Consider the following 22,202-nt stretch of genomic DNA (forward strand, 5'->3'; position numbering starts at 1 on the left):
TGGGCAGTGGACCAAGCGAGCAGCGAGATGACCGGCGTGACCGCGGAGACCGAGCCGCCCGAAGCAGCGCGCGCGCCGACCGAGCTGCAAAGGGTCGAACCCGCGCCGCCGCAGTTCACGCCGATCGACTCCGGCCTGGCCGGGCTGGCGGTGATCGCGGGATACTACCGCATCGCCGCCGATCCGGCGCAAATGCGCCATCAGCTCGCGCTGACGGGGCGCTTCGCAGCGGCCGAGGATATCGTCCGCGGCGCCAACATCCTGGAGCTGTGCTCGCGCATCCTGCGCGGCGTCAAGTCGAAGCGCCTCTCCGCCATTCCCTATCCCGCGATGATCGGCCTCAAGGACGGCACCTTCGGCGTGCTGGCGGCCTCCCCCACGAAGGGGCTCGCGCGGCTGCTCGATCCGATCGTCCGCATTGCCCGGGAATTGCCGATCGAGGACATTGCCGCGCTGTCGTCCGGCGAAGTGGTTCTGGTCACGCGCCGCCTTGGCGGCGCGGGAACCGATCCCAGAACTTTCGGATTCCGCTGGTTCCTGCCCTCGATCCTGCGTTACCGGCGGCCTCTCGCCCAGGTCGTGATCGCATCGCTCTTCGTGCAGCTGTTCGCGCTTATCACGCCGGTGTTCTTCCAGCTCATCGTCGACAAGGTGCTGGTGCATAAGGGGGTGTCCACCCTGACGGTGCTGATCGTCGGCTTGGTGACGCTGGGACTGTTCGAGTCGGTCCTGCAATTCCTGCGCGCTTATACGCTGAGCCATACAACGAACCGAATGGATGTCGAGCTCGGCCGGCGCCTGTTCCATCACCTCTTCCGCCTGCCGCTCGCCTATTTCGAGACGCGCGCGACCGGCCAGACGGTGGCGCGCGTGCGCGAACTCGAGACGATCCGCGGCTTCCTGACCGGACAGGGCCTGACCTCGCTGCTCGATCTCGTCTTCACGCTGGTCTTCTTCGTCGTGATGTTCATCTATTCGCCCACACTGACGCTGGTGGTGCTCGGGACGATCCCCGTCTATCTCCTGATTGCGGTGCTGATCCGCCCGATTCTTCGCGAGCAGATCAATGAAAAGTTCAACCGCGGCGCGCGGTCGCAGCAGTTTCTTGTCGAATCGATTGTCGGAGCGCCGACGCTGAAGGCGGCGAGCGTCGAGCCGATGATGCAGGCGCAATGGGAAGAGCGGCTCGCGTCCTATGTCCGCACCTCGTTCGACGCCGGTATCACCGGCGCGCTCGGACAGAACCTCATCCAGTATGTCAGCAAGGTGACGACGGCGCTGATCCTGCTCTTCGGCGCACAGGCGGTGATCAACGGCGCGATGACGGTCGGCGAACTGATCGCGTTCAACATGATCGCCTCCCAGGTCGTTGCCCCGATTCTTCGCCTCGCTCAGCTCTGGCAGGACTTCCAGCAGGTGCAGGTTTCGGTGGCGCGGCTCGGCGACATCCTGAACACGCCGCCAGAACCGATGCCTCAGAACCTGCTGACGCTGCCGCCGCCGAGGGGCGGGATCGACCTGCGCGGCGTGTCGCTTCGCTATCGGCCCGACGCGGCCGAGGCGCTGCGCAATGTCACGCTGTCGATCGCCCCGGGCGAAGTCATCGGCTTTGTCGGGGCGTCGGGCTCCGGCAAGTCGACGCTGGTCAAGGTGGTGCAACGGCTCTATTCGCCGCAGGCAGGCCAGATCATGCTCGACGGCATCGACATCGCCCAACTCGATCCGGGTTGGCTTCGCCGCCAGATCGGAGTCGTGTTGCAGGAGAACATCCTGTTCAACCGGTCAATTCACGAAAACATCGCGCTCGGCGATCCCGCCGTGGCGCGGGCGTGGGTTATTGAGGCGGCCAGGCTCGCCGGCGCCGACGAGTTCATCGCCCAGATGCCGCAGGGCTACGACACGATTATCGAGGAGCGCGGCGCCAATCTCTCCGGGGGGCAGCGCCAACGCATCGCCATCGCCCGCGCTCTCGCCACCAATCCGCGCATCCTTATCTTCGACGAAGCGACCTCGGCGCTGGACTACGAGAGCGAGCGCATCGTCCAGGAGAACATGCGCGCGATCGTGCGCGGCCGCACGGTGCTGATCATCGCCCATCGCTTGGCGGCGGTGCGCCCATGCACGCGCATCGTCGGAATGGAAAGGGGCGCGATCGTCGAAATCGGAAGCCACGAGGAACTCCTCGCGCGCAAAGGCGGCCTCTACGCCCGGCTCTGGGCGCTGCAGTCGGATCAGGCGAGGGGCGGGGCATGAACCAGAGAACCGAGCCGCCCCCTCCCGCATCGCCACAGCCGGCCGCCCGACCTGCGGTCATCTCCGGCCGCGATCGCGAATTCCTGCCGGCGGCGATCGAGATCCTGGAAACGCCGGCACCGCCGCTGCCCGTCGTGACGATGCTGACGATTTGCGCCTTCTTCGCGGCCGCGCTCGCCTGGTCGTTCTACGGGCGGCTCGACGTGCACGCCGTGGCGCCCGGCAAAATCGACACGGCCGGCCATGCCAAGGTGGTTCAACCGCTCGATCCAGGTAAGATCGCCGCAATACGCGTCGAGAACGGACAGCCCGTGAGGGCGGGAGATTTACTCTTGGAGATGGATCCCGCGGAACCTGCGGCTGAGAAAAACGCGCAGCGGGACGCGCTTAATGCGAACCTCGCCGAAAGCGCGCGACGGCGCCTCGCCATCGTGACGGCGCGCGCCGTCCTGGACGGCCCTGCGAAGTCAGACGAGGCGAACGCCGGCGAGGTCATTGTCGCGCAGCTGGCGCAAGCCGCGGCCGACCCCCAGCCGCAAATCGTGTGGGGAACCGAGTTGCCGGAGGCGATACGCCTGCGGGAGGCTTCAGTGCTGACGGCAGACATCAACCAGCTCATCGGCGCCTTGCAGAGCCTCGACAAGCAGAGCCTGCAGAAGGAAGCGACGCGTCAGCGCCTCGGGATGAGCATCGCCTACCAGAACAAGTTAATCGAAACGCTGACAAAGCTTGTCGGCACCCGTCAGGAGGCGCTCGATCGCCAGGTCGGCAGCAAGGTCAATCTCTACGACTCAACGGAGCAGCTGGAAAAATCACAATCGTCGCTCGCCTCGGATCAGGGGCAACTGATCGAAACCGATGCCGCGCTGAAAGAGCTCGCGAGCGAGAAGATTGTGACACTCTCGCAATTCGCAGCCGACAACGAGAACAAACTCGCCGACGCCGAGCGCAAAGCGGACGAAGCCGAACAGGCCGTCATCAAGGCGAGCGCACGCCTCGCGCATACCAAGCTCTATTCGCCGATCGACGGCATCGCACAGGAGATCGCGGTCACCACGGTCGGTCAAGTCGTGACCACCGGGCAGCAGCTCCTGGTCGTCGCGCCGACGGCGCGGGCGCTTCAGGTTGAGGCGCTCGTCGCCAACCTCGACATCGGCTTCATCAAGCCCGGCCAGAGCGCGGTCATCAAGGTCGACGCCTTCCCCTTCACCCGTTTCGGCGTGTTGCACGGCACGGTCACGCGCGTCGCCTCCGCGGCGGTCGAGGAGCAGGAGGCCAAGCGTGGCTTCGCCAACGCCGCAGCCGCCGCCAATACGGCCGGCGCCGCGCCCGCCGGCCAGGCCGGTCAGCCCCAGAACTTCGTCTTCCCGGTCACCATCGCGCTTCAGGAACAGGCTATCAACATAAACGGGGGGATGATCCCTCTGGCTTCGGGCATGACGGTGACCGTGGAAATCAAAACCGACAGCCGCCGCGTCATCGATTACTTGCTCTCCCCGCTCGCCAAGGTCGCTTCGGAGGCGTTCAGGGAAAGATGACGTAATGGCGCACAAGACAAAGAGTTAAAGTGCGTCGATCGAGATGGCACCCGCAAGCATACACTTGCAACGCGGCGCCCAACGCGGCGACCGGGCCGCTGACGCCTCGTCATCACAATGAATGGCTACTTCAGTGAGAACTCGTGCGATCGTGTTCAGATTGGCAGGCACCGGAGCGATGCTGCCACCGCATATGCCGGCTCTGGTTAGCAGGCCCGATTAACTCCCGGTCAAGTGGCTCGGCACCCGCCGACCTGCCCTGAGGGTCAAACGCGGCAACGTCGCGCCCGCAACGGGCGCGACCCACCAAAGGGGCGCGGGCACCTAGCGCCGTAGCGCGTGTACGCTTGCCATACTGTCGCTGCCTATCGGCATCGCCATGTCATCATCGAGAAGCCGCGTGATCCGGGCAAAGCCAGTGAACGCTTTCCTTGCTTCTTCGGCCGACATCTGGCCCGACAGGGCAGCCGAGCAGCAGTTCAGCGCACACTGATACACAGGCCCACGTCTTCCCGCTGGCCATTTGCGCAGGAAAACCATCGCTTCGGCGACACTATCTACTTCTTCTACAGGGTGTCCCTGCCCGCGCGATATCCGCACGGGCGAAAAGAAATGCAGGTAGTCCATAGTTTCCTCCCGGTCGATCGCATTGCGTGCGATCGAACCCAATGAAACGCGGCATCTGGCGGTTGGTTCCACGCAGAAGGTAAAATCTTAAAAAAATCCGCCGGTCGAAAGCGGCCACCGAAGAAGCTGGCTACATCGTCGGGATATGACAAGCCACTTTGTGGCCGGGCCGATATTCCTTTACCTCCAGCCGCCCGAACGGCAGTGCTCCCGCTGCGATCGGGCATCGCCTGGACAGCATCGCCGTTGCCGAAATTCGAATCACCCGACCGGGGATTCGGCAGCGGCCCACCATTGCGGTCCCACGATAATCGCGGTTCGCATTGAATATCTTTAAGGCCAAAGCCGACAAATGGATTGCTTGCCGGTTCCCTGACGTCAGGCTTAATCTCTGCGGTCAACGCGTGAGGGCGCGTTTTGGCAAAAGGGGACGTTGCAATGACAATACAAGGTGCATCGCCTGACCTATACAACGAGGATCTCGCTCCCGCGAAAATCCGCAATTGGGGACCGTTTTCGATCTTCAACGTCTGGACGTCGGACGTTCATAGCCTCTGGGGCTACTATCTCGCCGCCAGCCTGTTTCTGTTCTGCGGCGGCTTCGTCAACTTCATTATCGCAATCGGCATCGGCTCGCTGATCATCTACGCGCTGATGAACATGGTCGGCTATGCGGGCGTGAAGACGGGCGTGCCCTACCCCGTTCTTGCCCGCGCTTCCTTCGGTATCTGGGGCGCCAACATACCGGCGCTGGTACGCGCTATCGTCGCCTGCTTCTGGTACGGCGCGCAAACGGCGGCCGCCTCCGGCGCGATCGTCGCCCTGCTGATCCGCTCGCAATGGTTCGCCGATTTCAACGCCAGTACGCATTTCCTCGGCCATTCAGGCCTGGAGGTGATCTGCTTCGTGGTCATCTGGGCGCTGCAACTGCTGATCATCCAGAAGGGCATGGAAACGGTGCGCCGCTTCCAGGACTGGGCCGGGCCTGCCGTCTGGGTGATGATGCTGATCCTGGCAGTCTATCTCTGCGTCAAATCCGGTACCTTCGCTTTCACCAGCGACATCCCGATGGACGTGCTGAAGGAAAAGACCAAGGACGCGGGCGTGCCGGGCGAACCGGGTTCATGGACCTCGCTGTTCGCGGTGGCCGCCATCTGGGTGACCTATTTCTCGGCGCTCTATCTCAACTTCTGCGATTTCGCCCGCTACGCGCCGGACAAGGCGTCACTGCGCAAGGGCAACATCTGGGGCCTGCCGATCAACCTGATCCTGTTCTCGCTGGTCGCCGGCGTCACCACCATCGCCGCCTATGACGTCTATCATGAAGTGCTGCTGCACCCTGACCAGATCTCGGCCAAGTTCGACAGCTGGTTCCTGGCCGCGCTCGCCGCCTTGACCTTCGCCGTCGCGACGCTCGGCATCAACGTCGTGGCGAACTTCGTCTCGCCGGCATTCGACTTCTCCAACGTCTTCCCACGTCGGATCGATTTCAAGAAGGGCGGCTACATCGCGGCTATCATCGCGCTTGTGCTCTATCCCTTCGCCCCGTGGGAAGGCAGCGCCGCGTCCTTCGTCAACATCATCGGCGCGACGATGGGGCCGATCTTCGGCGTCATGATGGTCGACTACTACCTCATCCGGAAGGGCGAGGTCGATGTCGAGGCGCTTTATCGCGAGGACGGCGAGTTCCGCTTCCAAGGTGGATGGCACGTCAATGCCTTCATCGCCGCCGGCATCGGCGCGGTCTTCTCGTCGATCCTGCCGAATTTCACCAATTGGCTTCCGTCCTGGTGGGGCGTCTATGGCTGGTTCTTCGGCGTCGCCATCGCCGGCATCATCTATTATGTGCTGCGCACCGCCGCAGTGGGTGCGGGGGCCAGAATGGCGAAAGCTTGAATAGGGGAATGAGGCAGTAGGGCAGTAGGGCAGTAGGGCAGTAGGGCAGTACCGTCCCTACCCCTTATTGCCTTATTGCCTTACTGCCCTACTCCCTTATCTGCGACCATCTCGGCCAGCTTGCACACCGTGTTCCAGTTGCGCGACGTGCCTATGCCGAGACGCTTGTGGTTGGTCGCCGCAAGCAGCCGCGAGCTTGGTCGCTCGCGCGAAAAGACCACCCAGATGTCGCCGCCGACATAGAGCACCTTCTCATCTGCGGCGGCATAGGCCTGCAGCGCCGCGGCAGCGTCCGGGGCACCGGCTCCCGCATCACCCGCACCGCCACCTGGTCGCCAGCATCTACGGACTGATCGGCGAATGGATTGCCGGCAGCAAGCTTTAGCCAGTCCTTCGCGCCGCGCACGATGATATCGACATGGCGGCCAAAGGTCTTTTCGAAGGCTGTTTCCAGCCGCTGCTCTAAACTGGAAATCTTGTATGCCCGCGCTTCGAAGACCAGATTGCCGGTCGCAATCAGCGTCCGGGCATTCTTGAGGCCCAGGTCCTCCGCCATTGCCCTTAGATCGGACATGACAAGGCGCCGCCCCTCGCCGAGGCCAATGCTGTAGAGCAGCGTGACATAAGTTTGCATGGCCAGATCCTCCGGCCTATCGCTCAAACCAGGCGCGACTGTTCCACCGCCGCCTCGATGAAGCTGGCGAAAAGCGGGTGCGGATCGAGCGGCCGGCTCTTCAGCTCGGGGTGATACTGCACGCCGATGAACCAGGGATGGTCAGGGTATTCGACCGTTTCCGGCAACACGCCGTCGGGCGACATGCCGGCAAACACCAGGCCGCAATCCTCGAGCCGCTGCTTGTAGTCGATGTTGACCTCGTAGCGGTGACGGTGGCGCTCGGAAATCTGTGTGTCGCCATAGATATCGGCAATCTTGGATCCCTTGGCGAGATCAGCCTGATAGGCGCCGAGCCGCATCGTGCCACCAAGATCGCCGGTTTCCCGCCGCTTCTCCAGCATGTTGCCCTTCAGCCATTCGGTCATCAGCCCGACGACCGGCTCCCTGGTCGGGCCGAATTCGGTCGAGGACGCGTCTTCGACGCCGGCCAGCGAGCGCGCCGCCTCGATGCAGGCCATCTGCATGCCGAAACAGATGCCGAAATACGGCACCTTGCGCTCGCGCGCGAACTTCGCCGCCAGAATCTTGCCTTCGGAGCCACGCTCCCCAAAGCCGCCGGGAACCAGGATACCGTGCACCTTTTCCAGCCACGGCGTCGGATCCTCCTTTTCGAAGATCTCCGATTCGATCCAGTCGAGCTTGACCTTGACATGATTGGCCAGCCCGCCATGCGAAAGTGCCTCGATCAGCGATTTGTAGGCATCCTTGAGGCCGGTATATTTGCCGACGATGGCGATGGTCACCTCGCCTTCCGGATTGTGGATCCGGTCCGACACTTTCTGCCAGGGCTCCATGCGCGGCTTCGGCGCCGGGTCGATACCGAAGGCCGCCAGCACTTCCGAATCAAGCCCTTCCTTGTGGTAGGCCATCGGCACGTCGTAGATATGCGGCACGTCGAGCGCCTGGATGACCGCGCTTTCCCGGACGTTACAGAACAGCGAGAGCTTTCTACGCTCTTCCTTGGGAATGGCGCGATCTGCGCGCACCAAAAGAATATCGGGCGCGATGCCGATGCCGCGCAATTCCTTGACTGAATGTTGAGTCGGCTTGGTTTTCAGCTCACCGGCCGTCGGGATGTAGGGCATCAATGTCAGATGCACATAGACGGCGTTGTTGCGCGGCAGATCATTGCCGAGCTGGCGGATGGCCTCGAGGAAAGGCATCGCCTCGATGTCGCCGACCGTGCCGCCGATCTCGCACAGCACGAAATCATAGTCGTCATTGCCGTTGAGGACGAAATTCTTGATCTCGTCGGTAACGTGCGGAATGACCTGCACCGTGGCGCCGAGATAGTCGCCGCGCCGCTCGCGCTCGATGATGTTCTTGTAGATGCGGCCGGTGGTGATGTTGTCCTGTTGATTGGCCGAGCGGCCGGTGAAGCGCTCGTAGTGGCCAAGATCGAGATCGGTTTCGGCGCCGTCATCGGTGACGAACACCTCGCCATGCTGATACGGCGACATCGTGCCGGGGTCGACATTGAGGTAAGGGTCGAGTTTTTTGATGCGTGCGCGATAGCCTCGCGCCTGCAGGAGAGCCCCAAGGGCCGCCGCGGCTATGCCTTTTCCAAGTGAGGAAACCACGCCGCCTGTGATGAATACATATCGCGCCATGGGATTCATCGCTTAACGCGGCCTGATTGATTCCGCCAGAGGAAAAACCGCCGCGAAGGATTTTTCTCAAGAAGGCGCCGGGGAGGAGGCAAAACAAAAGGGCCGGCTGAACCGGCCCTTTCGGCATGATGGTGGAAACGTCAGATGATGACGACTTTGGTGCCGATTCTGACGCGGCTGTAGAGATCCATGACGTGCTCGTTCATCATCCGGAAACAGCCATTGGAGGCACTGGTTCCGATCGACTGCGGCGCGATAGTTCCGTGGATGCGCAGATGCGTGTCCTTCTTGCCGTCATAGAGGTAGATGGCGCGCGCGCCGAGCGGGTTCTGACCGCCTCCAGGCATGCCGTCCTTGTACTGGCCGTAATGCTGGGGCTCGCGCTTCTGCATGTCGAGCGTCGGGATCCAGCGCGGCCATTCCTGCTTGTCCCCGACCGCGACCGTGCCCTTGAACTGCAGGCCTTCACGGCCGACCGCGATCGCATAGCGACGGGCGGTGGACGACGATTCGACGAGATAGAGACGGCGGGCGCTGGTGTCGATGACGATGGTGCCTGCTTCGTAACCGGTGAACTCCACGTCCTGCGGCACGAATTCCGGTTTCACCTTGAACGGCTTCTTGGCGTCTCGCTTGGCAAGGGCCGAGTCAAGCGCGCGCGTCTCGGGCAGATAGCTTATCGACGATCCGGAAGAGGTGCCGCCGAACAGGCCTGCGAACAGGCCGCCACCGCCAGTGTTCTGCTTCTGGCCGGGCGTCTCGCTGCGCAGCTCGCCATTGTTGCCGGTCAGCGCGACGTTCATCACCTCGGCTGGTATCGGTTCGGCCGACTGGATCGGCTCGATCGACGTCACCGGTTCGATGATCTTGGTAGTCTTCTTGGCGGGCTTGGCCTCGGCCACGTCGGTCGCCGGGGCACTCTTGCCCTTGTTGGCCAGGAAGGCCTGCCGTTCCGCCTCGGCCTTTGCTTTTGCCGCCTCGCGCATCGCCAGCTTCCTGGCTTCCAGCGCCTTGGCCTTGGCATCTTCCTTGTCGGCGGCGATCTTGGCCTCGATCTTCTCGATCTGGGCGAGATCGGCCGGCGTCGGGTTTTTCTTCTTCTTGAGAAGCCTCAACTGCGCCGCATCGCTCTTGACTGCGACGTTGATGGCGTCGGTTTTCTCGACCGACTGATTGGCGGCCAGATTGGCCGGTACGCCGGCGAAGGCCGGGGAACTGAGGCCAAGTACGGCGCAAAGTCCCAGGAGAATGAAGCTGCGAAGCTGCATGGCGAAGATCCGATCGTTCAATGCTTGTTGCCCACGGCGTCGCCCGGCGTCCCCCAAGGACACCGAAAATGCCGCGTGCAATCTATAGTCGAATAAGCTCGGCGGTCTCAAGCGCGAGACCTCGCTGCTGCGCGTCGAATCTTCGTGATCGCGCAGCATTTGCCGCGACTGTGTTCAAACGACAACAGGTCGCGGTTTGGGAGAAGTGAAGGCTACTGGTTCGGGACCTGCGGTGCCGCCGGCGCGGTGTTGGTGGCGCCGTTCGTCGCCGGCGACGTCGAGCCGGCGGCGGGCGCGGTGGCCGGTGTTGTTGCCGGAGGCTTCGTGGCGGCGTCATTGCCGGATGGCGGCGTCGGCGTGGCAGTGCCGGCGGGCGCCGGGGTCGTCGTGCCGGGCAATTGGTTGAGCACGCCCTTGCCGGCGCTGTCCGAGGTCGCGGGAGCCCGATCGAGAATGTCGATCGGCTTCTCGCCATAGCGGGCAATGATCGACAATGTCAGCGACGTCACAAAGAAAGCGGCCGCCAGGATCGCCGTCGCTCGTGTCAACGCATTGGCGGCACCGCGCGCCGTCATGAAGCCCGATCCGCCACCAATACCAAGGCCGCCGCCTTCAGAGCGTTGCAGCAGCACCACGCCGACAAGGGCGAGCACGACCATGAGATGGATGACGATCAGTACGGTTTGCATAGTTTATCCTGGCAAGGCCCTGCCCGGCCGCGGACACGACCGGTGAATTGGAGGCGGCTCAATACAATGCTTTCACGGCATTTCCAAGCCCGTGGCCGGAATATGGGAAGCAACGCGTCCTTTGCAACGAATTTGGACGCGCCGCGACCCGTCCATCGTCGTGGATTCATCCTGAAATGCTGCGATACGCTTCCGCGATACCGAGGAAATCGGCAGCTTTCAGGCTGGCGCCGCCAACCAGCGCGCCATCGACATTCCGGACGCCAAGCAACTCCACGGCATTCGACGGCTTGACCGAGCCGCCATAAAGAATGCGTATCCTGGCAGCGGCGGCGCCGAGTTTTTCCGACAGCCTTTCGCGGATATGCGCATGCGCTTCGGCCACGTCGGCCGCGGTTGGCGTCAGGCCGGTGCCGATCGCCCATACCGGCTCATAAGCAATGACGGTGTTGGATGGCGTGGCGCTTGGCGGCACCGAGCCGGCGACCTGGCGCGACAGCACCTCCAGCGCGGCTCCGGCCTCGCGCTCCTGCCGCGTCTCGCCGACGCAAACGATCGCCACGAGCCCGGCACGCCATGCGGCGGCGGCCTTGGCCTGGACAGTCGCATCGTCCTCGCCGCATTGCTCGCGGCGCTCGGAATGGCCGACGATGACATGGCTCGCGCCCGCGTCCTTCAGCATCTCCGCCGAGATGCAGCCGGTGTAGGCGCCGCTTTCCTTGGGGTGGCAATCCTCACCACCGGCATGGACCGGCGTGCGCGACAGAATCTCCGCGGCATGGGAAAGCAGCGTCGCGGGAACGCAGATCAGTGCCTCGGTTTCCGCGTCGAGCCCGCTCATGAACCCATTGCCGATCATCCTGAGTTCGTTCAGCGAGGCGCTGGTGCCGTTCATTTTCCAGTTGCCGGCGACGAACGGGCGAATTCCTGGTGTCATGGTCTGCTTCTCCGGGGCGATATCGGGCTCTGGCCCTCACTACCAAAATCAAGCCACAAAGCAATCGACAGTGGGCCGGAAGGGCGCTATTGCGCTTGTTTCAGACTCGGCGCATCCGAAAATGCGCATAAATCGGAAGTAACCATGCTTGGTACATTGAGAAGCGCGGCGGGTACCTGGGTCGCGAAGTCACTGCTTTCGCTGCTGGTGGTGAGTTTCGCCGCCTGGGGCATTTCCGGGCGGCTGATGGGCGGCTTTGCGGGCCACGATTCGGTCATAACGGCGGGTGGCACCAAGGTGTCGATCAACGAATATCGCCTTGCCTATGATCGCCAGCTCGCCGTCATGTCGCAGCAGTTCGGCCAGCGCCTCACCCACGAACAGGCAAAGGCGCTTGGCATCGACAACACGGTGCTGTCGCAGCTGGTTTCCGGTGCCGTTCTCGACGAACAGGCGCGCAAGCTGGGTCTGGGCTTGTCCAAGGACAGGCTGGCCGAGCTAACGCGCGAAGACCCTGCGTTCAAGGGCCCGAGCGGCCAGTTCGACAGGAGGACGTTCGAGTACCTGTTGCGCGAGGTCGGGATGCGGCCCGAGGACTATCTGAAGAACCGCGCCCAGGTCGCGGTGCGTCAGCAGATCGTCGAAGCGGTCTCGGACGGCCTCAAGGCGCCGGACACTTTCCTCAAGGCGGTGGCACTCTACCGCGGCGAGGACCGCACTGTCGATTACCTGACATTGCCGAAGACACTCGTCCAACCCATAGAGACGCCGAGCGATAGCGTGCTTCAGGCCTATTTCGAGGCCAACAAGAAAACCTACGCCGCACCCGAATACCGCAAATTCTCCTATGTCCGGCTCGAGCCGGCGGACATCATGGATCCGACCGCGGTCACCGACCAACAGGTGAGCGACGACTATAACAAGAACAAGGCGCGCTACACCACGCCCGAAATGCGCACCATCGAGCAGCTTGTGTTCAAGACACCGGACGCTGCCAAGGCGGCGCTCGATTCGCTCAAGGCAGGCGCCACTTTCGAAAAGCTGGTGACCGCCGAAGGCAAGACCCCCGCCGACACACTGCTTGGCACACTCGCCAAGGACAAGATCGCCGACAAGGCGGTTGCCGATGCCGCCTTCGCGCTCAACGCCAACGAAGTCAGCCAGGTCGTCCAGGGTGCCTTCGGTCCAGTGCTGTTGCGCGTCACCGAGATCAAGCCCGAGGTGGTGAAGCCGCTGGCCGAAGTGTCGGACCAGATCCGCAAGGATCTGGCGCTGGGTGAGGCAAGCCGCATCCTTTTGGATGTGCACGACAACTATGAAGACACCCGCGCGTCCGGCAGTTCGCTGGCAGCTGCGGCCGCAAAGCTGAAACTGAAGGACGTCACCATCGACGCCATCGATCGCAATGGCCTCAGGCCGGATGGTTCCATCGTCAAGGACTTGCCGGAATCGCCGGCACTGATCAAGGCGGTCTTTGACGCGGAACCCAACACCGAAAACGAAGCGCTGACCACGGCGGACAACGGCTTCATCTTCTATGAGGTTGGTTCGATCACGCCGGCTCGCGACCGCACATTGGATGAGGTCCGCCAGAAGGTCGTCGCCGACTGGACGGCGGCAGAGACGACCAAGCGGCTCGCCGCCAAGGCAGCCGAACTCGAAAAGCGCCTCAAGGCCGGCGCGACGCTCGACGTGATCGCCGGTGAGCTCAAGCTGGAAAAGCAGACCAAGCGCGGCCTGAAGCGCGAAGCCGACGATGCCGATTTCGGCAAGGAGGGCGCTGCCGTCATGTTCGGCGTCGGCGAAGGCGGCACCGGATTGATCCCCTCGCCCACCGGCGATGGGCAAATCCTGTTCAAGGTCGCCGAAGTGTTCGAACCCGCCGGGGCCGATGCCAGTTCGGTGCCGGAGGATGCGCAAAAATCTTTCACCTCCGGCATGTCGGACGATCTGCTCGACCAGTTGGTGGCGCAGTTGCAGACGCAGTACGGCGTCCGCGTCGACCAGGCCGCCGTTGCCCAAGCCTCGACAAGATGAGCGCGCTGAAAACCCATATCGCCAAGGTCGCGGCCGGCACCGCACTTTCCTTCGAGGAAGCGCGTGAGGCCTTCGACATCATCATGTCGGGCGACGCGACCCCCGGGCAGATCGGCGGCTTCCTGATGGCGCTGCGCGTGCGCGGTGAAACGGTGAGCGAAATCTCGGGCGCTGTCGCCACGATGCGCGCCAAGATGCTCCGCGTCGAGGCACCCGCCGACGCGATCGATATCGTCGGCACCGGCGGCGACAATTCCCACAGTGTCAACATTTCAACGGGCTCGGCGTTCGTCATCGCCGCCAGCGGCGTTCCCGTCGCCAAGCACGGCAATCGCGGCCTGTCGTCGCTGACTGGCGCGGCCGATGTCCTGATCGCACTCGGGGTCAAGATCGATCTCTCGCCCGAATTCATCGGCCGCTGCATCCAGGAGGCGGGCGTCGGCTTCATGTTCGCGCCCGCGCACCATCCGGCGATGAAGCATGTCGGCCCGACCCGGGTCGAGCTTGGCACCCGCACCATCTTCAACCTGCTCGGCCCGCTTTCCAATCCGGCGGGCGTCAAGCGCCAGATGGTCGGCGTATTCCTGCCGGAATGGATCATGCCGGTGGCCGAGACGCTGAAGGCGCTGGGCACCGAGCATGCCTGGGTGGCGCATGGCGATGGCTATGACGAGATCACCACAACCGGCGAGACCCAGGTCGCCGAACTGGTTGGCGGCGAGATCCGCAGCTTCACACTGACCCCGGAAGAGGTTGGGCTGAAGCGCCATGCCAAGGACGAGCTGCGCGGCGGTGATGCCGCCTACAATGCCAAGGCATTGCGCGATATGCTGGGCGGCGTTGCCGGCGCCTACCGCGACACGGTGTTGATGAATGCCGGCGCCGGACTTGTGATCGCCGGCAAGGCGACGACGCTTGGCGACGGCATCGCGATGGCCGCGCAGGCCATCGACAGCGGCCGGGCGCTGCAGGTGCTCGACCATTTGGTCGAAATTTCGAACGGGTGAGCCGTGTCTGACATTCTGCGCAAGATCGAGGCCTACAAGCGCGACGAGATCGCCGCCGCCAAGGCGCGCCTGCCGCTGACCGAGGTCAAGGCGCGGGCGAAGGACACGGATGCGCCACGCGGCTTCCTTGCGGCTCTCGAGGCGAAGCGCGGATCGGGCGGTTTCGCGCTGATCGCCGAAATCAAGAAAGCGAGCCCCTCCAAAGGGCTGATCCGTGCCGATTTCGATCCACCGGCGTTGGCAAAGGCTTATGAGAAGGGCGGTGCCGCCTGTCTTTCGGTGTTGACCGATGCGCCGTCCTTCCAGGGCGCGCCGGAATTCCTCACCAGGGCAAGAGCAGCAGTCGCCCTGCCCGCACTGCGCAAGGATTTCCTGTTCGATCCCTATCAGGTCTTTGAGGCCCGCGCCTGGGGCGCTGATGCCATCCTGATCATCATGGCCAGCGTCGACGATGCCCTGGCGAGCGAGCTTGAAGCGACGGCGTTCGAACTCGGCATGGATGCGCTGATCGAGGTGCATGACGAGGCGGAGACGGAGCGCGCGGTAAAGCTGTCTTCGCGGCTGATCGGTATCAACAACCGCAATCTCAGAACATTCGAGACCAGCCTTGAAACCTCGGAGCGGCTGGCCGCGATGGTGCCTGCCGATCGCCTGCTGGTCAGCGAAAGCGGGATCTTCACTCATGATGATTGCCTCAGGATGCAGAAGAGTGGCATCGGCACCTTCCTCGTCGGTGAGAGCCTGATGCGCCAACAGGACGTCGCCATGGCGACGCGCCTGCTGTTGACGGGCAAGGCGCCGGCCGAGGCCGTCTGACGATGGCACCTGCCCTCACTCATCTCGGCGCGCATGGCGAGGCCAACATGGTCGATGTCGGCGGCAAGGACGAGACGACGCGCACGGCGATCGCCGAGGGTTTCGTCTCGATGCAGCCCGAAACGCTGAAGACCATCCTCGCTGGCAACGCCAAGAAAGGCGATGTGCTCGGCACCGCGCGCCTCGCCGGCATCATGGCGGCGAAAAAGACACATGAGCTGATCCCGCTCTGCCATCCGCTGCTGTTGACCAAGGTTTCCGTCGACATTGAGCCGGACCACGCGCTGCCAGGCCTCAAGGTCACCGCATTGGCGCGCGTCACCGGCAAGACCGGCGTCGAGATGGAAGCATTGACCGCCGCATCGGTTGCCTGCCTGACCATTTACGACATGGCCAAGGCGGTGGATCGCGCGATGGTCATCTCCGGCATCCGGCTGGTCGAAAAGTCCGGCGGCAAGTCGGGCGACTACAAGGCAGGTGCCTGATGGCGCTGCTTCCGGTGGTGGAGGCGCTGGAACGCCTGCTGGACGGCGCTGTGCCGCTGGCCGGTGAAAGCGTGCCTCTGATCGAAGCGGCTGATCGCGTGCTGGCGGAACCCGTCGTGGCGCTGCGCACCCAGCCGCCCTTCAACGCTTCGGCGATGGACGGCTATGCTGTCCGTGCCGAAGATGTAGCCTCCGTACCGTCGAAACTCTCGGTGATCGCCATGGCGCCGGCCGGACGTGGCTTCGACGGCACGGTCGGCAAGGCGCAGGCGGTGCGCATTTTCACAGGGGCGCCGCTGCCTGACGGCGCCGACACCATCGTCATTCAGGAGAATGTCCGGGATCTCGGCGGTAGCGATATCGAAGTGATCGAACCCACCGCCGAGTGGCGCAACATCCGCCGCATCGGCCTCGACTTTTCCAGGGGCGACGTCCTTCTGGGAAAAGGACGGATGCTGGATCCGGCAGCCCTTTCCCTGGCAGCATCGGCCAATCATCCCCGGGTGAGCGTGGTGAAACGGCCGCTGGTCGCCATCATCGCTACCGGGGACGAGTTGTTGCGGCCCGGCAGCGAACCCGGGCCGGACCAGATCATCTCGTCCAACGCCTATGGCGTCGCCGCCACCGCTCAGTCTGTCGGCGCCCGCGCGCTCGATTTTGGCATAGCCGCCGACCGCAAGGACGCAATCGCCGCGCTGGTCAGGAAAGCGGTCGGGGCCGGCGCGGATGTCATCGTCACTCTCGGCGGCGCCTCGGTTGGCGACCACGACCTGATCCATGACGTGTTGATGGGCGAAGGCATGACGCTCGGCTTCTGGAAGATCGCCATGCGTCCCGGCAAGCCGCTGATGTTCGGGCGTCTCGGCGGGATAAGATGCGTCGGCCTTCCCGGCAACCCCGTGGCAAGCCTGGTCTGCTCGCAATTGTTCCTGAAGCCGCTGCTGGCAAGGCTTGGCGGCCGTGACTATCGTCAGGACATACGCCAGGCGCGGCTGGGCGCCGCAATGGCGGCCAATGATCTGCGCCAGGATTACGTTCGGGCGGTGGTCAGGGAGGACGATGGCGGGCTGGTGGCGACGCCGTTCAGCATCCAGGACTCCTCGATGCTGAGGATGCTGGCTGACGCCAATGGGCTGATCGTGCGATCCCCGTTTACCCCTGCGTCAGCTGCCGGACAATCTTGCAGCGTGCTGATGCTGCGCTGAAGAGCCGCCATATAGATCTCTGATAACAAGATGGAAAATGATCTCGGTTATTGCGAGATCAAGGCTCGCGTCAGCGGATGCGCCGGATCGGCGAGGCCGTCGACAATGTCGTAATGATGCCGGTCGGGTTCGACGACGACACTGGTAGTGGCGCCGAGCCCAGTCCAGATGTTGGCCAGCAACGCGTTCTGGCGCAGGAATTCGGAACGCTCGCCGCCGCCGGCCCAACAGGTGATGCGAACACCATCCATGGGACGCAGCAGTGCCGGGCTTTCGGCCAGGGCTTCGGCCTCATCGATTGCCAATGCTGCGTTCATGCCGGTGCGCATCAGCGGCCGCAAATCATGGAGGCCCGAGATCGAAACGACATGACGTACGCGTCTTGCCACGTCACCAGCCAGAGGCGTGGTTGTGGTCACCATGCGGCTGGCGAGATGCCCGCCGGCCGAATGTCCGGACAGCATCAGAGGCCCCTCGACCATCGCCGCCGCCTTGCCGATTGCCGCACCGATTTCGCCGACGATGCCGGCGATGCGTATGTCCGGGCACAACGTGTAGGATGGCATCGCCACGGCGAAGCCGCTGCTGACCGCGCCCTTGGCGAGGTGCGACCAGGTGCTCTTGTCGGACTCCAGCCAGTAACCTCCATGGATGAACACGACGAGCCCCTTGGGAGCGGCCTCGGGAAGGAAAAGGTCGAACCGATTGCGCGGTCGATCGCCATAGGCGATGTCGAACCTTGCGCGGCCTTGCGCCGACATCGCGTCACGAAACGCTTGCGCGGGTTCCGCCCAGGCGACCGGCCAGCGATCGCTGCCGGCAATGTTCGCGCCGTTGGCGTAGGCATTGTCCCAATCGGCAATGCGATGGTCGAGCATTCGTGTCCTCCCCAAGATCGGCATCTTTCAGCAGCTAAAAACCGGCAGGGTGTTCCCGACCCAGCACTGGACAGGATGTGCGGCGCGATTATTGACGTAGATCGTGGACGCCGAGTTCTCGCCACATCCATTGGAAGCTGTAGGTAGCCATGGGATCCGTTGGATCCGGCCGCTTTGCCGTCTGGTTTTCAAGATATTTGAGCCACTCGGCCACCTTTTGGCGGCCCATCGGTGTTTTGGCGGCCTGGCGTGGGGTCTTATTGCCAAGCATACTGACCGGCTGATCGAGGGTTTCACGATATTGGCGGTCCATGAACTCGTGGACGACTTCTTCGGCCATTTCCGAAGGAATGCTCGATGAAGCCTTCTTGCGACCGTGGGTCCGTCGCTCGGCGATCATCTGGTCGACGGTGACGATTTCGGTCAGAGGCGTGCCGACCATTTCGCCGAGAAACTGCCGAAGCAAGGTGGTCCCCTCGTCCGCGCGCCTGGAGGAATTGGTTGAAAGGTGCAGGAAGCGTCCCTTCAACTCGACATTGCCCAGAACACGCAAACCAGTGTCCATGGTGGTATCAAGAGAAGGCGAGCCGCCTTGCTTCTTTTTCCCTCGGCCAGTCGGCTCGTCTTCTAGCCAGTTCCAGAATTTCGGGTTTTCCTGTGCCATTCCCTGAATGGCATTCAACCGCGCGGCGATGTCTTTCTGGGTTGCGCCGGGTGCCAGTGGAAACTGGACATCGTGAAACATGATGTCGTCGCCATCCGAGTTTTGAACCGAAGGCCTGTTCATGGCCCGATCGAGCGTGTCGAACAGCCACGACAAGGTGAATATGGCGGCGACCTCCTGTAGATCTTCGCTCCTGATCGCGGGGAGTTTCTTCGCGCCCCTTTTCCCGAAGGTGCGCCGCAGTCCGTCGAGCAGCATTTCCGTGGCCCGCGGTGTGAAGGACAAAAGTCCACCGGCTAAGATGTTCTTGCCCATAACAGGCACGATGCGGGCGGCGATCCTGTCCCACTGTTTTAGCGCTTTGGTAGCCGTGCCTTCACTGACGACGATCGGATCGCCGCCGCGAATTAGGTCGCGCGCCACAAGCGATTTTCCCGGCACGATGTCGCTCACCTCGTAAAGACTCATGATCGAGGTCCGCAACGCCTTCATGTAGGTCTTTGTCCGAGCGCCCTCCTTCCAGCCGCGGCGCTTGAGATACTCGTCGACGATGTTGCCCCCGTCAACGTCGAAGTCCTGCGTCAGAAAATCCTCAAAGGCGCAGCCCCACAGTATCATAGCCCAGTCGTCGCCGATGACTTCGGCAAGATCTTCAAACTCCGCATCGCCGACCTCCAGCACCGGGCCGAAGTGTTCGTCGAACACTTCTTCGAAGCAGCCGCGCCACTCGTCGCGGTCGAGGAATTTCATCAGCCCATTAAGGTCGTGGGGCATGGCGGCTCTCCAGGCTCTGTTCGGCGACGATATGGACCGTCGGCTCAGTGACATCGCAAAGCCCAGTGACTTATGCGCCGCCCTGGCGACCCGGCAAGACACTTTTCTCGATTTTCCCATCGTTTCCTAGGCCGCACACGTCAACGCGGAGCAAAACATTTTAGGCTTGAAACAAATTCCGACTGGTGCGATCCTGCCGGACCAACAGCCGACAATGGGAGGTCTGCTGTGCTGTCTAAACCTACAGATGTCCACCTTCCGCCGAACAGGTGTAGCTGGCTGCACGAAGCCCTCTCGCGAAAGACGGGAACTTCATATCCACCACCTCGCCAGGTGCCGCGCGCACCGGCCAGGCAGCAGACAGGATAGCGGCAAGATGCTTGGGCCTTCAGCGCATATCGATACGTTCACACGTGATCATCTGCCGCCGCCGGATCAATGGCCGGACTTCCTGCTCGACGGCTTCGACTACCCCGAACATCTCAACGCCGGCGTCGAATTGACCGACAGGCTGGTCGAAAGAGGTCTCGGTGACCACACCGCGCTGATCGGCAATGGTCGCCGCCGCACCTACAAGGAATTGTCCGACTGGACGAACAGACTCGCCCATGCATTGGTCGAGAATTACGGCGTCAAGCCAGGCAACCGGGTGCTGATCCGCTCCGCCAACAACCCCGCAATGGTCGCCTGCTGGCTGGCCGCCACCAAGGTCGGCGCCGTGGTCGTCAACACCATGCCGATGCTACGCGCCGGCGAACTCACCAAGATCGTCGACAAGGCGGAGATCACCATCGCGCTTTGCGATACCAGGCTGATGGACGAGATGACCGCCTGCGCCAAGGACAGCACGTTCCTGAAACAGGTCATCGGCTTCGACGGCACCGCCAACCATGATGCCGAACTCGATCGCGCTGCCCTCGACAAGCCTGTCACCTTCACTGCTGTCAATACCGGCCGCGACGACGTCGCGCTGCTCGGCTTCACCTCGGGCACCACGGGCGTGCCCAAGGCGACGATGCATTTCCACCGCGACCTCCTGATCATCGCCGACGCCTATGCCCGCGAGGTCCTGCAGGTAACGCCCGACGACATCTTCGTCGGCTCGCCGCCCCTCGCTTTCACCTTTGGCCTTGGCGGGCTCGCCATCTTTCCCCTGCGCTTCGGTGCCGCGGCCACGCTGCTGGAACAGGCGACGCCGCCCAACATGATCCACATCATCGAGACCTACAAAGCGACCATTTCCTTCACCGCGCCGACCGCCTACCGCGCAATGCTGAAGGCGATGGATGAAGGCGCCGACCTGTCATCGCTGCGCGTCGCCGTTTCGGCCGGCGAGACATTGCCGGCCCCGGTCTTCGAAGAGTGGACGAAAAAAACCGGCAAGCCGATCCTCGACGGCATCGGCGCCACCGAAATGCTGCACATCTTCATCTCCAACCGCTTTGACGACATGAAGCCCGCGTCGACAGGCAAGCCTGTGGTCGGCTACGAAGCGCGCATTGTCGACGACGAAATGCGCGACGTGCCGCGTGGCCAACCCGGACGCCTGGCGGTGCGCGGACCGACCGGCTGCCGCTACATGGCCGATGACAGGCAGAAGGACTATGTTCGCGACCGCTGGAACCTGACCGGCGACACGTTCACCCAGGATGAGGACGGCTTCTTCCACTTCGCCGCGCGCTCCGACGATATGATCGTCAGCGCCGGCTACAACATCGCCGGGCCCGAGGTCGAGGCGGCGCTGCTGGCGCATCCCGATGTCGCCGAATGCGCGGTCATCGGCGCCGAGGATCCAGAACGCGGCCAGATCGTCGAGGCGCATGTCGTGCTGGTGCAAGGCGTGGCGCCCGATGCATTGACCATCAAGCGCCTGCAGGACCACGTCAAGGCAACCATCGCCCCCTACAAATATCCGCGCTCGGTGAAATTCATTGCCGCCCTGCCCAAGACCCAGACCGGCAAGATCCAGCGCTTCCGGTTGCGCATGGAGAAAATCAATTGAGCGAGCCCTACGATCCGGCGTCCGAAGGCGCACAGATGTCGTTCAAGGAGCGCATGTCCTACAGCGACTATCTGCATCTGGAAAAAGTCCTCGACGCGCAGGCACCGCTGTCGTCAGCGCATGACGAGATGCTGTTCATCATCCAGCACCAGACCTCGGAACTCTGGATGAAGCTCGCTTTGCATGAGATCGGCGCCGCCATCCGTTCCATCCGTGCCGACCGGCTTGAGCCGAGCTTCAAGATGCTGTCGCGCGTCGCGCGCATTTTCGAGCAGTTGAACAATGCCTGGGACGTGCTGCGCACGATGACGCCCAGCGAATACACCGAGTTCCGCGATGCGCTCGGCCAATCCTCGGGCTTCCAGTCCTGGCAATACCGCGCCATCGAGTTCATGGCCGGCAACCGCAACCTCGCAATGCTCGGCCCGCACAAACACCGCCCGGACCTCAGCCAAAAGCTGGAGGCGATCCTGGCCGAGCCATCACTCTACGACGAAGCGCTGCTGCTTCTGGCGCGCAACGGGTTCGACATTGGTGCCGATGCCAGGCGCACGAATTGGCGTGAAACCCGCACCGAGAACGAAGAAGTCCTCGTCGCCTGGCAGACCGTCTACCGCGATCCGCAGCGCTACTGGATGTTCTATGAACTGGCCGAGAAACTGGTCGACTTCGAAGACTATTTCCGTCGCTGGCGCTTCAACCACGTCACCACAGTCGAACGTATCATCGGCATGAAGCGCGGCACCGGCGGCACGTCAGGCGCCTCCTATCTTAAGAAAATGCTCGAGGTCGTCCTGTTTCCGGAACTCTGGACCGTCCGCACCCGGCTCTGACGAGCGC

General features: G+C 62.9%; 17 protein-coding genes and 1 pseudogene. 10 read left to right on the forward strand and 8 right to left on the reverse strand.

Annotated elements, in window-relative coordinates; translation table 11 throughout:
- The first annotated feature begins 27 nt into the window (after positions 1–27).
- Positions 28–2,253, forward strand: a complete 2,226-nt coding sequence (locus FJ934_RS01855; RefSeq protein WP_140606953.1) for a type I secretion system permease/ATPase — start codon at positions 28–30, stop codon at positions 2,251–2,253.
- Entirely contained in the window at positions 2,250–3,791 is a 1,542-nt protein-coding gene (locus FJ934_RS01860; protein ID WP_140606954.1) for an HlyD family type I secretion periplasmic adaptor subunit, read from the forward strand. The genes FJ934_RS01855 and FJ934_RS01860 overlap by 4 nt, the downstream gene beginning before the upstream one ends.
- A gap of 324 nt (positions 3,792–4,115) precedes the next feature.
- Here FJ934_RS01860 and FJ934_RS01865 read toward each other — a convergent pair whose 3' ends face one another.
- Positions 4,116–4,418: a DUF982 domain-containing protein gene (locus FJ934_RS01865; protein ID WP_140606955.1), complete on the reverse strand. Its 303-nt coding sequence runs from the start codon at positions 4,416–4,418 to the stop codon at positions 4,116–4,118.
- Between the two features lie 438 nt (positions 4,419–4,856).
- Between FJ934_RS01865 and FJ934_RS01870 the strand changes: the two genes are divergently transcribed.
- Complete coding sequence (locus tag FJ934_RS01870; RefSeq protein ID WP_140606956.1) at positions 4,857–6,314, forward strand: NCS1 family nucleobase:cation symporter-1; 1,458 nt, start codon at positions 4,857–4,859, stop codon at positions 6,312–6,314.
- 80 nt (positions 6,315–6,394) lie between these two features.
- Here FJ934_RS01870 and FJ934_RS01875 read toward each other — a convergent pair.
- The 5 genes and pseudogenes from FJ934_RS01875 to tpiA form a co-directional block, all read right to left on the reverse strand.
- Positions 6,395–6,948 (reverse strand): annotated as a pseudogene (locus tag FJ934_RS01875) (DUF1697 domain-containing protein).
- Positions 6,949–6,971: 23 nt separating this feature from the next.
- Positions 6,972–8,609, reverse strand: a complete 1,638-nt coding sequence (locus tag FJ934_RS01880) for a CTP synthase (RefSeq protein WP_140606957.1) — start codon at positions 8,607–8,609, stop codon at positions 6,972–6,974.
- A gap of 131 nt (positions 8,610–8,740) precedes the next feature.
- Positions 8,741–9,868 (reverse strand): L,D-transpeptidase, encoded by a 1,128-nt coding sequence (locus tag FJ934_RS01885; protein WP_140606958.1) that lies wholly within the window; start codon positions 9,866–9,868, stop codon positions 8,741–8,743.
- Between the two features lie 212 nt (positions 9,869–10,080).
- Positions 10,081–10,557, reverse strand: a complete 477-nt coding sequence (gene secG / locus FJ934_RS01890) for a preprotein translocase subunit SecG (RefSeq protein ID WP_140606959.1) — start codon at positions 10,555–10,557, stop codon at positions 10,081–10,083.
- 166 nt (positions 10,558–10,723) lie between these two features.
- On the reverse strand, positions 10,724–11,494 hold the full coding sequence (gene tpiA, locus FJ934_RS01895; protein WP_140606960.1) for a triose-phosphate isomerase: 771 nt from the start codon (positions 11,492–11,494) through the stop codon (positions 10,724–10,726).
- Positions 11,495–11,638: 144 nt separating this feature from the next.
- Between tpiA and FJ934_RS01900 the strand changes: the two genes are divergently transcribed.
- From FJ934_RS01900 to glp, 5 genes are read left to right on the forward strand one after another with little or no spacing between them, the layout of a single operon-like run.
- The gene (locus FJ934_RS01900) at positions 11,639–13,531 is read left to right on the forward strand and encodes a SurA N-terminal domain-containing protein (RefSeq protein ID WP_140606961.1); all 1,893 of its coding nucleotides are present in this window, start codon (positions 11,639–11,641) and stop codon (positions 13,529–13,531) included.
- Positions 13,528–14,538, forward strand: a complete 1,011-nt coding sequence (trpD, locus tag FJ934_RS01905; protein ID WP_140606962.1) for an anthranilate phosphoribosyltransferase — start codon at positions 13,528–13,530, stop codon at positions 14,536–14,538. The genes FJ934_RS01900 and trpD overlap by 4 nt, the downstream gene beginning before the upstream one ends.
- 3 nt (positions 14,539–14,541) lie before the next feature.
- Positions 14,542–15,354 carry an indole-3-glycerol phosphate synthase TrpC gene (gene trpC / locus FJ934_RS01910; protein WP_140606963.1) on the forward strand — a complete coding sequence of 271 codons (813 nt, stop codon included), beginning with the start codon at positions 14,542–14,544 and terminating at the stop codon, positions 15,352–15,354.
- Between the two features lie 2 nt (positions 15,355–15,356).
- Positions 15,357–15,839 carry a cyclic pyranopterin monophosphate synthase MoaC gene (moaC, locus tag FJ934_RS01915; RefSeq protein ID WP_140606964.1) on the forward strand — a complete coding sequence of 161 codons (483 nt, stop codon included), beginning with the start codon at positions 15,357–15,359 and terminating at the stop codon, positions 15,837–15,839.
- Positions 15,839–17,044 (forward strand): gephyrin-like molybdotransferase Glp, encoded by a 1,206-nt coding sequence (glp, locus tag FJ934_RS01920; protein WP_140606965.1) that lies wholly within the window; start codon positions 15,839–15,841, stop codon positions 17,042–17,044. Before moaC ends, glp begins: the two co-directional genes overlap by 1 nt.
- A gap of 47 nt (positions 17,045–17,091) precedes the next feature.
- Here the strand turns inward: glp and FJ934_RS01925 are convergent, their stop codons facing one another.
- Both FJ934_RS01925 and FJ934_RS01930 read right to left on the reverse strand, forming a co-directional pair.
- On the reverse strand, positions 17,092–17,922 hold the full coding sequence (locus tag FJ934_RS01925; RefSeq protein WP_140606966.1) for an alpha/beta hydrolase: 831 nt from the start codon (positions 17,920–17,922) through the stop codon (positions 17,092–17,094).
- An 88-nt stretch (positions 17,923–18,010) separates the two neighbouring features.
- Entirely contained in the window at positions 18,011–19,360 is a 1,350-nt protein-coding gene (locus tag FJ934_RS01930; protein WP_140606967.1) for a hypothetical protein, read from the reverse strand.
- Positions 19,361–19,736: 376 nt separating this feature from the next.
- Between FJ934_RS01930 and FJ934_RS01935 the strand changes: the two genes are divergently transcribed.
- Both FJ934_RS01935 and kynA read left to right on the forward strand, forming a co-directional pair.
- Positions 19,737–21,362 carry an AMP-binding protein gene (locus FJ934_RS01935; RefSeq protein WP_140606968.1) on the forward strand — a complete coding sequence of 542 codons (1,626 nt, stop codon included), beginning with the start codon at positions 19,737–19,739 and terminating at the stop codon, positions 21,360–21,362.
- Positions 21,359–22,195, forward strand: coding sequence for a tryptophan 2,3-dioxygenase (gene kynA / locus FJ934_RS01940; protein ID WP_140606969.1), 837 nt, complete (start codon positions 21,359–21,361; stop codon positions 22,193–22,195). The genes FJ934_RS01935 and kynA overlap by 4 nt, the downstream gene beginning before the upstream one ends.
- Positions 22,196–22,202: the final 7 nt, after the last annotated feature.

This window comes from Mesorhizobium sp. B2-4-12 (assembly GCF_006441575.1).
GTDB lineage: Bacteria > Pseudomonadota > Alphaproteobacteria > Rhizobiales > Rhizobiaceae > Mesorhizobium.